Origin of the sequence: Micromonospora sp. NBS 11-29, from assembly GCF_002140155.1 — a bacterium.
Classification (GTDB): Bacteria; Actinomycetota; Actinomycetes; order Mycobacteriales; family Micromonosporaceae; genus Micromonospora.
On sequence record NZ_NAPR01000003.1, the window covers coordinates 104,750 to 119,487 of the forward strand.

General features: G+C 72.5%; 13 protein-coding genes and 1 pseudogene. 9 read left to right on the forward strand and 5 right to left on the reverse strand.

Features of this window, described 5'->3' with window-relative positions; all coding sequences use genetic code 11:
• Positions 1 to 5 precede the first annotated feature (5 nt).
• The 3 genes from B1205_RS01705 to B1205_RS01715 are packed head-to-tail and all read right to left on the reverse strand — an operon-like array spanning position 6 to position 3,192.
• On the reverse strand, positions 6 to 1,331 hold the full coding sequence (locus B1205_RS01705) for a vWA domain-containing protein (protein ID WP_089154005.1): 1,326 nt from the start codon (positions 1,329 to 1,331) through the stop codon (positions 6 to 8).
• On the reverse strand, positions 1,328 to 2,725 hold the full coding sequence (locus tag B1205_RS01710) for a hypothetical protein (protein ID WP_089154006.1): 1,398 nt from the start codon (positions 2,723 to 2,725) through the stop codon (positions 1,328 to 1,330). The genes B1205_RS01705 and B1205_RS01710 overlap by 4 nt, the downstream gene beginning before the upstream one ends.
• Positions 2,725 to 3,192, reverse strand: coding sequence for a hypothetical protein (locus B1205_RS01715; RefSeq protein ID WP_176308410.1), 468 nt, complete (start codon positions 3,190 to 3,192; stop codon positions 2,725 to 2,727). Before B1205_RS01715 ends, B1205_RS01710 begins: the two co-directional genes overlap by 1 nt.
• Before the next feature lie 254 nt (positions 3,193 to 3,446).
• Here B1205_RS01715 and B1205_RS01720 point away from each other — a divergent pair, with 254 nt between their 5' ends.
• A complete protein-coding gene (locus tag B1205_RS01720; protein ID WP_089154008.1) occupies positions 3,447 to 4,589 on the forward strand; it encodes an acyl-CoA dehydrogenase family protein in 1,143 nt (380 codons plus the stop codon).
• Positions 4,590 to 4,657: 68 nt separating this feature from the next.
• Positions 4,658 to 5,164 carry an Lrp/AsnC family transcriptional regulator gene (locus B1205_RS01725; protein WP_089154009.1) on the forward strand — a complete coding sequence of 169 codons (507 nt, stop codon included), beginning with the start codon at positions 4,658 to 4,660 and terminating at the stop codon, positions 5,162 to 5,164.
• Here the strand turns inward: B1205_RS01725 and B1205_RS01730 are convergent.
• A complete protein-coding gene (locus B1205_RS01730; protein ID WP_089154010.1) occupies positions 5,094 to 5,705 on the reverse strand; it encodes a histidine phosphatase family protein in 612 nt (203 codons plus the stop codon). The two genes, B1205_RS01725 and B1205_RS01730, sit on opposite strands and share 71 nt — an antisense overlap.
• A gap of 169 nt (positions 5,706 to 5,874) precedes the next feature.
• Here B1205_RS01730 and B1205_RS01735 point away from each other — a divergent pair, with 169 nt between their 5' ends.
• Positions 5,875 to 6,069, forward strand: a complete 195-nt coding sequence (locus B1205_RS01735; protein WP_089154011.1) for a CsbD family protein — start codon at positions 5,875 to 5,877, stop codon at positions 6,067 to 6,069.
• A gap of 58 nt (positions 6,070 to 6,127) precedes the next feature.
• Here the strand turns inward: B1205_RS01735 and B1205_RS01740 are convergent.
• Positions 6,128 to 7,479: pseudogene (locus B1205_RS01740) on the reverse strand (KamA family radical SAM protein).
• Between the two features lie 149 nt (positions 7,480 to 7,628).
• On the opposite strand from B1205_RS01740, the gene B1205_RS01745 reads away from it, so the two are divergent.
• From B1205_RS01745 to B1205_RS01770, 6 genes are read left to right on the forward strand one after another with little or no spacing between them, the layout of a single operon-like run.
• Positions 7,629 to 8,678 (forward strand): zinc-binding alcohol dehydrogenase, encoded by a 1,050-nt coding sequence (locus tag B1205_RS01745; protein ID WP_176308394.1) that lies wholly within the window; start codon positions 7,629 to 7,631, stop codon positions 8,676 to 8,678.
• Between the two features lie 4 nt (positions 8,679 to 8,682).
• Positions 8,683 to 10,257: an amidohydrolase gene (locus B1205_RS01750; RefSeq protein ID WP_089154349.1), complete on the forward strand. Its 1,575-nt coding sequence runs from the start codon at positions 8,683 to 8,685 to the stop codon at positions 10,255 to 10,257.
• The gene (locus B1205_RS01755) at positions 10,254 to 11,813 is read left to right on the forward strand and encodes a lysine 5,6-aminomutase subunit alpha TIM-barrel domain-containing protein (protein WP_089154350.1); all 1,560 of its coding nucleotides are present in this window, start codon (positions 10,254 to 10,256) and stop codon (positions 11,811 to 11,813) included. The genes B1205_RS01750 and B1205_RS01755 overlap by 4 nt, the downstream gene beginning before the upstream one ends.
• 53 nt (positions 11,814 to 11,866) lie before the next feature.
• The gene (locus tag B1205_RS01760) at positions 11,867 to 12,622 is read left to right on the forward strand and encodes an OAM dimerization domain-containing protein (RefSeq protein WP_089154351.1); all 756 of its coding nucleotides are present in this window, start codon (positions 11,867 to 11,869) and stop codon (positions 12,620 to 12,622) included.
• Complete coding sequence (locus tag B1205_RS01765; RefSeq protein WP_089154013.1) at positions 12,619 to 13,011, forward strand: hotdog domain-containing protein; 393 nt, start codon at positions 12,619 to 12,621, stop codon at positions 13,009 to 13,011. Before B1205_RS01760 ends, B1205_RS01765 begins: the two co-directional genes overlap by 4 nt.
• A 58-nt stretch (positions 13,012 to 13,069) precedes the next feature.
• On the forward strand, positions 13,070 to 14,356 hold the full coding sequence (locus B1205_RS01770; protein ID WP_089154014.1) for a glutamate mutase L: 1,287 nt from the start codon (positions 13,070 to 13,072) through the stop codon (positions 14,354 to 14,356).
• The last annotated feature ends 382 nt before the right edge of the window (positions 14,357 to 14,738 follow it).

Here is a 14,738-nt window from a genome sequence, read left to right on the forward strand (position 1 = left end):
TTCTCCTAGGTGAGGAAGTTCTTCAGCTCGGTGACGAGCTTGCGGATGTGGCCGGAGATGACGGGGGTGCCGAGGTCCTTCAAGCGCTGCCGGAACCAGGGGTTGACGCTCTGGCTGCCGGAGCTGTTGACGGAACCGACCGGGATGAACTTCACCCCGGAGCGGTGCACGGCCTCGATGCCGTCGAACAGCGGCTGTGAGCGGTCGAACTCGTAGAAGTCGGAGATCCAGACCATGACGGTGTTGCGCGGCTCGACGATCTTGGGGCGGGCCAGGGCCATCGCGACCGGGCCGTCGTTGCCGCCGCCGAGGTTGGTGCGCAGCAGCACCTCGAACGGGTCGTGCACCCACGGGGTGAGGTCGAGCGCCCGGGTGTCGTACGCGATCAGGTGCACGTCGACCTTGGGCAGCCCGGCGAAGATGGACGCGAGGATGGTGCAGTTGACCATCGAGTCGACCATGGATCCGGACTGGTCGACCACCACGATCAGCCGGGACGGGGTGGTCCGGCGGGCGGTCTGCCGGTAGTAGAGCCGGTCGACGTAGAGGCGTTCGTCGTCCGGGCTCCAGTTGGTCAGGTTCTGCCAGATGGTGCGGTCGAGGTCGAGGTTGCGGTAGACCCGCTTGGGCGGCACCGAGCGGTCGACGGCGCCGACGGTGGCCTGCGCGACCTGGGTGCGCAGCACCTCGGCGACCTGCTCGACGTAGCGGCGGATCAGCGACTTGGCGTTGGCCAGCGCCACCCCGGACAGATTCGACTTGTCCCGCAGGAGCTGCTCGATCAGGGACATGCTCGGGGTGAGCCGGGCGGCCAGCGCCGGGTCGGCGAGCACCTCCCGCAGGCGCATCCGGCGGACCAGGTCGCCCTCGATGCCGGCGAGCGTGCCGCCCAGGCCGGTGCCGTCGCGGCGCAGTTCGCCGGGGGCGACGCCGCACGCCTGCTCCAGCCAGCCGGCATCGGCCTGCCAGCGGGCGAGCTGCCCGGCGCTGACCTCGCCGGCGCCGGTGGCGAAGATGTTGAGCAGCAGCTTGGACGCCAGCGCGGCACGGCGTACCTCGGCCTCGGCCGGGTGGAACGGCCCGGCGGTGGCCGGGGTGTCGTCGTCGGCGGTGAGCAGGCCGCGCAGCTCGTCGGCGAGCGCCGGGAAGCGCTGGACCACGTTGTCCACCGAGACGGCCGGGTCGAGCAGCGCGGCGGGCAGGCCGAGGTCGTCGACGACGGCGACGCTGGCGGACTCCAGCGCGGGCTGCTCGTCGGGGTGGAACAGGCGGGCGAGCAGACGCCAGTAGAGCACCTGGCGGCGGTTGGCGTGGGTGTGGTCGTCGGTCATCGGCGCAGCAGCCTTCCCGCGCGTTCGCGCAGCACGGCCACGGCGTCGCCGGCCTTCGCCTCGGCCTTGGCGACCTTGGCGTCGGTGACGCCGCACGCCCAGTCGCCGTTGTGCGCCTCGACGGGCTGTTTCTTGACGGTGGCCCGGACCGCGAGGGGTTGCAGCAGCCACCGGCCGTCGTCCCAGCGGAGCAGGCCGACGCAGGCGGTGGCGGAGGCGAGCAACGCCGGGGTGAGCGGCCCGGCCGCGGGCAGCCGGTCGACCGCCAGCGGGATCGCCCGGCTGCCGAGGTCGAACACGAGGGCGCCGTCGTCGTCGCGGATCGTGCGGCCCTCGACGAGGACCGGTTCGGCGATCGCGGCGGGGTGGCGCAGCAGCGGCGGGGTCGCGGCGGCGGTGGCGCCGGCGAGCAGCACCCGGGCGGTGGCGAACGGGTCGGCCGGCTCGTCGAGCGCGGCCCGCTCGTCGACCCAGTGCAGGTCGCCGCCGTGCGCGGGCAGGTCGGTGACGGTCACCGCCCGTCGTTCGGCCAGGGCCTTGAGCAGCACCGGGTACGCCTCCAGCAGCCGCCAGCCGGCCGGGCCGACGATGGTGGCGACCTTCGCCGTCGTCACGGTGACCCGGACCAGTCGGGCGGTGCCGCCGCCGGCCGGTTCGAGCAGGGCGTGCAGTTGGACCTGGAACGCGGTGTCGTGCTCGTGCACGTCGACGCCGAGCGGCAGCAACCGCCCGGACACCGGCTGCGGGGGCGCGGTCTCGGTGGCGGCGCCGGCGGCGAGCAGGACGGCCCGGGCCCACAGGTCGGCCCACCGGCGGGCCGGGACCTGAGGCAGCGCGGCCACCGGCAGGGCGGCGCGCAGCTCGGCGGCGAGACCGTCGAGCAGCACGGCAAGGCGGCGCAGGGCCGGCGCGGCGAGCGCGGCCTCCACCGGCGCGGCGGCGCCGGAGACCAGCTCGTGGTCGGCGCCGCGCCAGCCGGCGAGCGCCACCTCGTGCAGCCAGGCGCGCGCTCCGGCCGGCGCGGCGGAGGGGTCGGACGGCGACGCGGGCGTGGTCGCCCACGGGGTGCGGGATCGCCCGAGCGCGGTGTCGACCCGGTCGAGCAACGCGTCGTGAGCCGCGCCGAGCAGGGCCGCGCGGGCGCCGGCGAGCACCGCCAGGTGCTCCTGCGTGAGCGTGCCGGTCGTCGCGGCGCGGACCGCGTCGGCGGCCCGGTCGGACAGGGGCGTGCCGCCGACGGCGTCGGCCAGCGCGGCCCAGGCCGCGGCGTCGGCCTCGCCGACCCGGGCCAGTCCGTTCACGAGTGAGTCGTCGACGCCGTCGACGACGGCGAGCGTCTCGGCGAACCCCGGGATCGGCGCGTCGTCGAGCTGGGTGGCCTGGGCGGCGAGCATCAGCGCACCCCCGCCGTGGCCGGGAACCAGTGCAGCTCGGGCACCGGCGTGGTGCTGGCGGGGACCTCGAGGTAGGCCAGGTGGCGCAGGAAGCGGCTGAACACCATCGCCGCGGGGGCGGGTTCGTGTCGCGCCTCGGTGCGGGCCAGCAGGTCGGTGCCGCGGTCGGCGCCGTCGCCGTCGATGCGCAGGTAGCGGGCGACCTGCTCGACGCCGTACTGCAGCACGGCCTCGTCGGCGAGGGCGTACAGGTGCTTGCAGAGCAGGGTGCCGCGCAGGCCGCCGCAGGGCCGGTTGTTGTTGGTGCTGCAGTTGACCGCGTGGCTGCCGGCGGTCACCGAGGAGACGTACACCCGCTCCACGTCGGACCCGCTGGACACCACCCCCTGCAGCCGCCCGTCGGCCAGCTCCACGAAGGGCACCTTGGCCAGCTTGCGGGCCCGCGCGGGAGGTGCCACGCGCAGCACGCTCCGCCGTCGCCACGAGGCGTCCGTGGCTTCCGTCATGTTCCCGACCTCCCCGCCGGCGGCGGGGTCCGGGCACGCCGGAACGCCGTCGCCGGCCCGTGATCCGTGCCGCTGTGACGACAAGGATCATGGACCACCGGTACGACATCTCCGCGCGCTCCCACGCTCACCCAAACGACCGTTAAGCTTGGTGGTGTCCGCGCCACGACGGCGGACGACGGCTCACCACCACCCTTCACGGAGCTCATCGCGCTATGGACGTCGACCGGATCCTGCCCACCGACGAGGCCCACGACCTGCTGGACCTCGCCACCGAGCTCGCCGACCGGGAGCTGGCCCCCAGGGCCGCCGCTTTCGAACAACGCGCCGAGTTCCCCCGTGACGTGCTGCGGACGCTGGGCCGCGCCGGACTCCTCGGCCTGCCCTACGCCGAGGAGCACGGCGGCGCCGGCCAGCCCTACGAGGTCTACCTGCAGGTGCTGGAGATCCTGGCCGGCCGGTGGCTGGCGGTGGCCGAGGCGGTCAGCGTGCACACGCTGTCCTGCCACCCGCTGGCCCGCTTCGGCACCGACGAGCAGCGCAAGCTGCTGCCCGACATGATCGGCGGGGAACTGCTCGGGGCGTACTGCCTCTCCGAGCCGCAGGGCGGGTCGGACGCGGCGGCGCTGACCACGCGCGCCGTGCGCGACGGCGACGCGTACGTGGTGACCGGCACGAAGGCGTGGATCACCCACGCCCAGGTCGCGGACTTCTACAACATCTTCTGCCGCACCGGCGGGCCCGGCCCGAAGGGCATCTCCTGCCTGCTGGCCGACCGCGCCACGCCCGGCATCGCACCCCAGGCCGCCGAGCGCACCATGGGCCTGCACTCCTCGCCGGTGGCGCAGATCGCCTTCGACGACGCCCGGGTGCCGGCGGAGCGGCTGATCGGCGGCGAGGGCGCCGGCTTCACCATCGCCATGTCCGCGCTGGACTCCGGTCGCCTCGGCATCGCCGCCTGCGCGGTCGGCCTGGCCCAGGCCGCGCTCGACTACGCGGTCGACTACGCCCGGCAGCGCCGCCAGTTCGGCCAGGCGATCATCGACTTCCAGGGACTCGGCTTCGACCTCGCCGAGAACGCCACCCGGATCTCCGCCGCCCGGGCGCTCACGCTGGCCGCCGCGCGGCTGCGGGACGCCGACCGCCCGTACTCGATCGAGGCGGCGAAGGCGAAGCTGTTCGCGACCGACACGGCGATGCGGGTGACCACCGACGCGGTGCAGGTGCTCGGCGGCGCCGGCTACGTCACCGACCACCCGGTCGAGCGGTACATGCGGGAGGCCAAGGTGCTCCAGATCGTCGAGGGCACCAACCAGATCCAGCGGCTGGTCATCTCCCGCGCCCTCGCCCGGGGCTGACCCCCGCGCGCGTCACGACGGCGGGGCGGGTGCGGCGGGGGAGCGCTTTTGCGGGTAGGTTGCACCGCGTGGAGGAGATCGACCGCGCCATCGTCGCCGCCCTGACCGGGGACGGTCGGCTGTCGTACACGGACCTGGCCGAGCGGGTGGGCCTGTCGGTGTCCGCCGTGCACCAGCGGGTCCGGCGGCTGGAGCAGCGGGGCGTGCTCAAGGGGTACGCCGCGCGGGTCTCGTTCGAGGCGCTGGGCCTGCCGTTGACCGCGTTCGTGGCGATCCGGCCGTTCGACCCGTCGCAGCCCGACGACGCGCCGGAGCGGTTGGCCCACCTGCCGGAGATCGACTCCTGCTACTCGGTGGCGGGGGAGGATTTCTATCTCCTGCTCGTGCGCGTCGCCGGCCCGGCCGACCTGGAGCGGTTGTTGCAGGAGATCCGCACCGCCGCCAACGTCACCACCCGCACGACCGTGGTGCTCTCCACGCCCTACGAGCACCGGGTGCCGAGGGTCAGTGCCGAGGTGTCGGGTCGGGGCCGGTCCCGGTCGGCGGCCGACCCGGCAGGTTCCACCGCTGGATGACGCGCCGGCCGTGCTCGTGACCGAGCACGCTGAGCGTGGCGGTGTCCAGCCGTAGCAGCGCGCCGGCCGAGGGTGGCAGCCCGATCCACCGGGCCCCGAGCACCCGGAGGCTGTGCCCGTGGCCGACCAGGGCGACGGTGCCCCGCTCCAGCAGCGGGGCGACCCGGTCGAGCACCCGGTCGAGGCGGGCGCCCACCTGCTCGGGCGACTCGCCGCCGGGTCCGCCGTCGGTCCAGACGCTCCAGTCGGGGCGTTCCTCGTGGATGGCCGCGGTGGTGCGTCCCTCGTACTCGCCGTAGTGCCATTCGGCGAGGTCGGGGTCGGTGGCGTCGACGGTGAGCCCGGCCAGGTGGGCGGTGCGGGTGGCGCGTTGCCGGGGGCTGGACAGGACCCGGACGAAGCGTCGGCCGGCGAGTAGGGGAGCGAGCGCGCGGGCCTGTCGCTCCCCGTCGGGGGTCAGCTCCAGGTCGGTGTACGAGGTGTGCCGGTGGCTGGCGCTCCAGGTGGTCTCGCCGTGCCGGATCAGCAGGATCTCGTTCACCCGCCCAGTCAACCACGGCACCCGCCCAGTCAACCACGGTGCCCGCCGGTCCGCTCCTGACCTATTGTCCTAGGATGCCCTAGCGGACGTGCGGCCGCACACCCCGGTTTGCCGACGCCCACACCGGGGACGCGACAGGGGCAACGGGCAGCCTGACGAGGAGGGCGACATGAGCTTCACCGACAAGGCGAAGAGCAAGGCCCAGGAGATGAGCGGCATGGCCAAGGAGCGCATCGGCGACGTCACCGACAACGAGCGGTTGCGGGCCGAGGGCGCCAACGAGCAGAGCGCGGCGCGTACCCGCCAGGCCGGTCAGAACGTCAAGCAGGCCGGTCGCGACGTCAAGGACGCCGTCGAGAAGTGACCACGCGAAGGGCGGGCCACCAGAGTTCCGGTGGCCCGCCGTCGTGTGCCCGAGCGGGTCAGTCGTCGCGGTGGGTGTGCCACCAGTCCTGACCGGCTTCGGGCAGGGTGTCGATCGGGTCGTAGTAGGCGTACCGCTTGTCGAGTGCGGCCAGGTCGGCGGACTCGATCGAGGTGCGGTAGTTCTTGGTCCAGTAGGAGATGCCACGCTCCCGGTCGTAGTCGGTGAGCATGTGCACCCAGCGCTTGCCGACGAACGGGACGTCGCAGACGATGCGCGGGGTGGCGTAGCCGGGCAGGTAGCCCATGATGTCGTGCTGGAGCTGCTGGGCGTGCCACACCGGGACGCGCCAGTGCTCGGCGTTGGGGATCATGTCGCACATGTAGAAGTAGTACGGCAGGATGCCGGCTTCGCCCTGGAGGGCGAAGCAGAGGTCGAGCAGGTCGGCGCTGGTGGCGTTGACGCCGCGCATGAGCACACCCTGGTTGCGGACGTCGCGTACGCCGACGTCGAGGGCGGTCTGGGCGGCCCTGGCGACCAGCGGGGTCAACGACTGCGCGTGGTTGACGTGGGTGTGGATGGCCAGGTTGACGCCGCGGCGGGCGGCGGTGCGGGCGACGCGTTCGAGGCCCTCGACGACGTCGGGCTGCAGCCAGTGCTGGGGCAGTCCCATGAGGGCCTTGGTGGCGAGCCGGATGTCGCGGATGGTCTCGATCTCGAGCAGCCGCATCAGGTACGTCTCCAGGTTGCGCCAGGGGACGTTGGCGACGTCGCCGCCGGAGACGACCACGTCGCGTACGCCGGGGTGGGCCTTCAGGTAGGTGATGTGGGTGTCGTAGCGGTCGACGGGCTTGAGGGTGAGCTTGAGCTTGTCGACGGCGGGGGTGGAGTTGCCGACGAGGTCCATGCGGGTGCAGTGGCCGCAGTACTGGGGGCAGGTGGAGAGCAGCTCGGCGAGGACCTTGGTGGGATAGCGGTGGGTGAGGCCCTCGGCGACCCACATGTCGTGTTCGTGGAGGCTGTCGCGGCTGGCGTAGGGGTGTGAGGGCCAGTCGGCGCGGCGGTCGGAGGCGACCGGGATCATGTAGCGGCGCACCGGGTCGGCGAGCAGCGCCTCGGTGGTGACCGGNCGAGGGCCTTCTGGTCGGCCTCCAGGTCGGCGTAGAAGGTCTCGTCGACGCCGTCGCCGAGGACGGCGCGGAGCTGCTTGATGTTCTTGACGCAGTTGACCCGTTGCCACTGGGCGCTCTCCCACTGTTCGCGGGTGACGTGTCGCCAGCCGGGGAAGCGGGTCCAGTCGGGTTCGACCAGGGGGGCGCGCCGGTATTCGTAGGGTTGTCCGGCGGTGGGGAGGGCGACCGGCGTGGAGCGGGGCGTCGGGATCGTCTCCACCGGTTGGGTCTGGGTCACGGCCCCTCCTCGTCTGCGTGATCAACGATTGGGAAGGCTACTGGAAAATCTGCGGCGAAGAAATTAGTCTGCCGGAAGTTTTCCCGTGACGCGAGCCCTGACCGGGGGTTCGGGCGGTTGGGGCATTGGGGGTCGGCGTGACGTCACCGGTGGGACTGCACCGAGTCGTGGAACCGGCGGGGGTGCTGCCGCAGGCGGCCTGGCGTCTGGATGCCGACCCGCGGATCGCGGCGAACGAGGTGCGGATCCGGGTCGAGCGGCTGAACCTGGACGCGGCGAGTTTCCGGCAGTTGGCGGAGAAGCACGGCGGGGACGGGGAGAAGGTTCGCGCCGAGGTGCTGGAGATCGTCTCGGCGCGGGGGAAGATGCAGAACCCGGTGACCGGTTCGGGCGGGATGCTGATCGGCACGGTGGAGGAGGTGGGGCGCCGCTCGCCGCTGGGGCTGCGGCCGGGCGACCGGGTGGCGACGTTGGTGTCGTTGACGTTGACGCCGTTGACGATCTCCGACGGGTTGGCCCGGTGGGACGGGCGCAGCGAGCAGGTGCCGTGTGACGGGTACGCGATCCTGTTCGCCCGGTCGATCGCGGCGGTGCTGCCGGCGGACCTTCGGGCGGAGTTGTCCCTGGCGGTGCTGGACGTGTGCGGGGCGCCGGCGTTGACGTCGCGGGTGGTGGCGGAGCAGGTGGCGCGGCGGGTCCGGGAGGGTGGTCGGCGTCCGGTGTCGGTGGCGGTGATCGGCGGGGCGGGCAAGAGCGGTTCGTTGTCGCTGGTGGCGGCGCGGCGGGCGGGCGCGGGTCGTACCGTCGGGGTGGTGCCGGTGGCGGCGGAGCGGGACGCGCTGACGGCGGCCGGGTTGGCGGATGCGGTGGTGGTGGCGGACGCCCGGGATCCGGTGGGGTTGTCGACGGCGGTGACGACGGCGTTGGGGGTTCCGGCGGACGTGACGGTGGTGTGCGTGGACGTGCCGGGGTGTGAGCACGGTGCGGTGCTGGCCACGGCGGACGGCGGCACGGTGGTGTTCTTCTCGATGGCGACGAGTTTCGCGGCGGCGGCGTTGGGCGCGGAGGGTCTGGCGGCGGACGTGACGATGGTGGTGGGCAACGGGTACGTGCCGGGGCACGCGGAGTTGGCGTTGGAGTTGGTGCGTACCGAGCCGGGGGTGCGTGGTCTGTTCGAGGCGCGGCTGGCGGCAGACTGAGGCCATGATGAACCCCTCGACGTTGTATCGCGGTGGAGTGCTGCACTGTCCGGCTGAGCCGGGCGCGACGGCCTTGTTGGTGCGGGACGGGCGGATCGCCTGGTTGGGTGTGGATGCGGACGCGCCGGCGGCCGACCGGGTGGTGGAGTTGGGCGGGGCGTTGGTGACGCCGGCGTTCGTGGATGCGCATGTGCATGCGACGGACACGGGTCTGGTGCTGTCGGGCCTGGATCTGTCGGCGGTGCGGTCGGCTGGTGGGTTGTTGGATGCGGTGTCGGCGTTCGTGGTGGGGTTGCCGGCGGACGCGGTGGTGCTGGGGCACGGTTGGGATGAGTCGTTCTGGGCGGAGCCGGTGTTGCCGGACGCGGCGGCGTTGGATCGGGCGGCGGGGGGTCGCCGGGTGTATCTGTCGCAGGCGTCGATCCATTCGGCGTTGGTGTCGGCGGCGTTGCTGGCGGCGTGTCCGGATGCGGTGGGGGCGGCGGGGTTCGATCCGTCGGGGTGGTTGCGGCGGGACGCGCATCATGTGGTGCGGGCGGCGGCGTTCGCGTCGGTGTCGCGGGCGCAGCGGGTGGCGGCGCAGCGGCGGGCGTTGGTGCATGCGGCGTCGTTGGGGATCGCGGCGGTGCACGAGTGCGGTGGTCCGGGGATCTCCGACGAGGAGGACTTCACGGGGCTGTTGGCGGTGTCGGGGGCCGGGGTGCCGGAGGTGTACGGGTACTGGGGTGAGTTGGCGGGTGCGGCGCGGGCGCGGGAGTTGGGTGCGGTGGGCGCCGGGGGTGACCTGTTCGCGGACGGGGCGTTGGGGTCGCGGACGGCGCATGTGTCGCAGGCGTACCTGGATGGTGAGCCGGGGGCGTGCGGGCACGGTTACGTGACGTCGGAGCAGGTGCGCGATCACCTGTTGGATTGCGCGGCGCATGGGATGCAGGGCGGGTTCCACGCGATCGGTGACGCGGCGATCGGCACGGTGTTGGAGGGGTTCACGCTGGCGGCGCGGTCGGTGGGGGTGGAGCGGTTGCGGGCGGCGCGGCACCGGGTGGAGCACGCGGAGATCATGAGTAAGCGGTTGATCGCGGGGTTCGTGGAGTTCGGGATCGTGGCGTCGATGCAGCCGGCGTTCGATCGGTTGTGGGGTGGTGCGGGTGGGATGTACGAGTCGCGGTTGGGGTTGTCGCGGTCGTTGGAGTCGAATCCGATGGGTGCGATGCACGGGGTGGGGGTGACGTTGGCGTTCGGGTCGGATTCGCCGGTGACGCCGTTGGATCCGTGGGGGTCGGTGCGGGCGGCGGCGGCGCATCACAACCGGTCGCAGCGGATGAGTGTGCGGGCGGCGTTCGCGGCGCACACGCGTGGTGGGTGGCGGGCGGTGCATCTGGACAACGAGGGGGTGTTGGCGTTGGGTGCGCCGGCGACGTTCGCGGTGTGGGAGTGCCCGGCGGGGGTGGAGCGGGGTCTGCCGGTGTTGCAGGCCGAGGATCCGGAGGTGCGGGGGGCGGATGATCCGACGCCGTTGCCGGTGTGTCGGGCGACGGTGTTGCGCGGTGACGTGATCCATGAACGGGGAGGCGTGTGGTGACGGGGAAGCTGGGGTTGGATGCGGTGGTGGTGGCGCGGGCGCGGGAGTTGGCGCGTCGGGCCGGGCAGCCGGTGGTGGATCTGGCGCGTAGCCACACGACGGTGTCGGTGGAGCGGGCGGTGTTGCGGTTGGCCGGGGTGTCGGGGGCGGATCCGGATGGCATTCCGTGGGTGAACCGTCTGGTGGACGCGGTGGTGGCGGATGTGGGGTTGGGGTACGGGGTGGCGGTGCCGGTGTTCGACGCGTTGGCGCGTGAGGGCGTCGCGGATGTGACGTTGTTGGCGCAGAAGGCGGCGGCCGGGTCGGTGCGGTTCGAGCTGCCGTCGGCGAAGGGCGCGGCGGCGGCGCGGCGGGCGTCGCGTCGGGCGGTGGCGGCGGGGATTCGGCGGATCGACCGGCGGCGTGTGGAGCGGGATCGGCTGGTGCAGCGGTTCGGGGATCCGAAGCAGCGGCCGTGGATCTATCTGATCGTGGCGACGGGGGACATCTACGAGGACATTCCGCAGGCGCAGGCGGCGGCGCGGGCGGGTGCGGACGTGATCGCGGTGATCCGGTCGACGGGGCAGTCGTTGTTGGACTACGTGCCGGAGGGCGCGACCCGGGAGGGGTTCGCGGGCACGTACGCGACGCAGGAGAACTTCCGGTTGATGCGGGCGGCGTTGGATGCCTCGTCGCGGGAGTTGGGCCGGTACGTGCGGTTGACGAACTACGCGTCGGGGTTGTGCATGCCGGAGATGGCGACGCTGGCCGGCTTGGAGCGGTTGGACATGATGCTCAACGACTCGATGTACGGGATCCTGTTCCGGGACATCAATCCGGTTCGGACGTTCGTGGATCAGCGGTTTTCGCGGCAGGTGCACGCGCGGGCGGGGATCGTCATCAACACCGGTGAGGACAACTACCTGACCACGGCGGATGCGGTGGACGAGGCGCACACGGTGACGGTGTCGCAGTTGTTGAACGAGTTCTTCGCGCATGAGGCGGGGTTGGCGGACCGGCAGTTGGGGTTGGGGCACGCGTTCGAGATCAACCCGGATGTGCCGGAGTCGTTGCGGCTGGAGTTGGCGCACGCGTTGTTGGCGCGGGAGTTGTTCCCGGACGCGCCGTTGAAGTGGATGCCGCCGACGAAGCACATGACCGGTGACGTGTTCCGGGGCAACCTGTTGGACGGGTTCTTCAACCTGGTGGGTGCGATGACGGGGCAGGGGATCCTGCTGGTGGGGATGATGACGGAGGCGGTGGTGACGCCGTGGTTGTCGGACCGGGACATCGCGTTGCAGAACGTGCGGTACGTGTTGGGTGCGGCGGGTGGGTTGCATGAGGATTTCGTGCCGGCGTCGGGTGGGTTCATCCAGCGGCGGGCGCATCGGGTGTTGGGTGAGGCGGTGGAGTTGCTGGAGCGCATCGGTGAGCAGTCGTTGTTGACGGCGATCGCGGAGGGCACGTTCGGGATCATGAAGCGGCCGGCGGACCGGGGGAAGGGCCGCGACGGGGTGGCGCGGCACGAGGACGGCTACTACAACCCGGCGACGGAGATCCTGGAGCAGCCGGCATGAGCGAACGCACCGAGCGCAGCGAGGGCCGTGAGGCCATGCCCGATAGGCCCGGCATGAGTGAGAAGACGATTGTGCGGCCGTATGGGGACACCACCGGTGACGGGATGGTGCAGGTGTCGTTCACGTTGCCGGTGCCGCATGACAAGCGGGCCGAGGGCGCGGCGGTGCAGTTGGCGAACCGGATGGGCATGGATCCGGCGATGTTGGTGCACGCCAAGCCGATCGGTGACGGGTTCACGTTCTTCGTGGTGTACGGGCGGGTGAATCACCTGGTGGACCTGGACAGGGTGCAGGTGGTGGAGCGGGACTTCCCGTTGTTGTCGGCGAAGGAGGTCAACGCGGTGGTGAAGCGGCGGTTGCGCCGCAAGCTGTCGGTGGTGGGGGCGTGCATCGGCACGGACGCGCACACGGTGGGCATCGATGCGATCTTGAATGTGAAGGGCATCGCGGGGGAGAAGGGCCTGGAGTACTACCGGGAGTTGACGGTGACGAACCTGGGTGCGCAGGTGAGTGTGCCGGAGTTGGTGGAGGCGGCGCGGCGGGAGCGGGCGGACGCGGTGTTGGTGTCGCAGGTGGTGACGCAGCGTGACGCGCATCTGCACAACACGCGGGAGATGTCGGCGGCGTTCCGGGAGGCGATGCCGGCGGGGCGGCGGCCGTTGCTGATCGTGGGTGGGCCGCGGTTCGACGAGACGATGACCACCGAGTTGGGGGTGGACCGGATCTTCGGTCGGGGTACCACCCCGGGTGAGGTGGCGAGTTATCTGGTGCATGCGTTGATCACGTCCAGGAAGGCGAATGCCGCATGAGCGATCCTCGGCTCGGGTTGACGGTCACCCACCGCCGGTATGTGCCGTACTCCCATGCCCACTATGCGGGGAACCTGGTCGACGGGGCGTACGCGTTGGGCCTGTTCGGTGACGTGGCCACGGAGGTGTGCATCCGCACCGACGGCGATGAGGGGTTGTTCGCGGGGTATTCGGATGTGCGGTTCACCGCGCCGATCCGGGCCGGTGACGTGGTGGAGGTGACGGCTCAGGTGAGCCGGGTGGGCACGCGTAGCCGGACGGTGGAGTTGAGTTGCGTGGTGGTGTGCCGGGGCCGTCCGGAGCGGGGTGACTCGGCGGCCGAGGTCCTCGACCCGCCGGTTGTGGCGGTCACCGCGACCGGCACGGTGGTCGTGCCGCCGGCACCGTGAGCGCGAGGAACGAGCCGGTCCTGCGAGCCTCGCAGTCGCGAACGGAAGTCGGGCCGGCGTGAGCACGGTGGTCTGCGCCGACGTCGGGTCGACGTACACGAAGGCGGCGGTGGTCGACCTCGACGGTGGTCGGCTGGTGGGCGCGGCGTCCGCGCCGACGACCGTCGGCACGGACGTGTGGCACGGCCTGGCCGACGCGGTCGGCGCGNCGGCCGGTGGGGGGTTGCGCCTGGCGGTGGTGGGTTACGAGCCGTTGGTGACCGCGCAGGCGGGCCGGCGGGTGGGTTTGTCGGCGGGGGCGGACGTGGTGCATGTGGCCGCCGGGCGGTTGGGTGCGGCGGAGGTGTCGGCGTTGCGGGCGGCCCGCCCGGACGTGGTGTTGCTGGTGGGCGGCACCGACGGTGGGGACGCGGAGACGGTGACGCACAACGCGACGCGGTTGGCGCGGGCCCGGTGGCGGGTGCCGGTGGTGTTGGCCGGCAACGTGGACGCCCGCGCCGGCCTGGTGGCGTTGCTGTCCGGGGCGGGGGTGCCGGTGACGGTGGCGGACAACGTGCTGCCGCGGATCGGGGTGTTGGCGCCGGCGTCGGCGCGGGCGGCGATCCGGGAGGTGTTCCTGCGGCACGTGATCGGTGGTAAGCGGTTGTCCCGGGGGGCGCGGTTCGGGCGGCTGGTTCGGGCGGCCACCCCGGACGCGGTGCTCACGGGTGTGGAGGTCTTCGCCGACACCGTGGGCGGGGACCTGGCGGTGGTCGACGTGGGGGGCGCCACCACCGACGTGTACTCGGTGTTGACGCCGGACGAACGTGCCGGCGGGCCGGGGCGGGAGGTGGCGGGGATGTTGTGGCGGGCCCGCACCGTGGAGGGGGATCTGGGGGTGCGGTGGTCGGCGCCGGGTGTGGTGCGGGCCGCCGCGCAGGAGCGGCTGCTGGGGGCGGGGGAGGAGGGGCCGCTGGCGGAGGCGGCGGCGGTGCGGTCCGCCGATCCGGGGTTCTTGCCCGCGGGTGACGTGGAGCGGGCCGTCGATCGGCGGATCGCGGCGTTGGCGGCGATGGTGGCGGTGCGGCGGCACGCCCGGGGTGCGGCGACGGGGGAACGTGCGGGCCGGGACCTGCGGGATGTGACGGTGCTGGTGGGTTCCGGTGGGGTGCTGCGCCATGGTGGTCCGGGTGATGCGGGGGCGGTGCTCGACGCGGTGCTCGGTGACCACGCCGGGGGGTGGGCGTTGCCGCGTGCCGCCCGGCCGGTGGTGGACGTGGACTACGTGTTGGCCGCCGCGGGTCTGCTCGCCGCCGACCATCGGGGTGCGGCGGCGGCGTTGCTGCGGCGGCATTTGGTCGCCTGACCGGTCCACCGATCGAGACGCGCCGACGCGACACGCCGTGGCGCAGCACACGACAGGCCGGGGCGGGTTGACAGCGCCGGGGGTGTACGCCGTACCGTCTTTGAGTCCTACCACGGGAAGCGGCTTTGTTCGTTTCGTCCCTTCGTCCGCTGGCCGAGCGACCGGAAGGTTGCGGCGGCCAGGTCCAGCGGGCGGGGGTCGGCGGGGCGGCGCGAACCGGCCGCGGTTACCGGTGTACGGGCAGGGTGGGAGGCACGGCCAGTAGACAACGGCCAGGCGGGGGCAGCCAGTCCACGTCCGGTCGGTCCGAAGGTCGACGCCGATCATTCTCGCCCCACCGGCCGGGAAGGGCCTGGGAGCATCGGGGCGCGGCGTAGGCCGC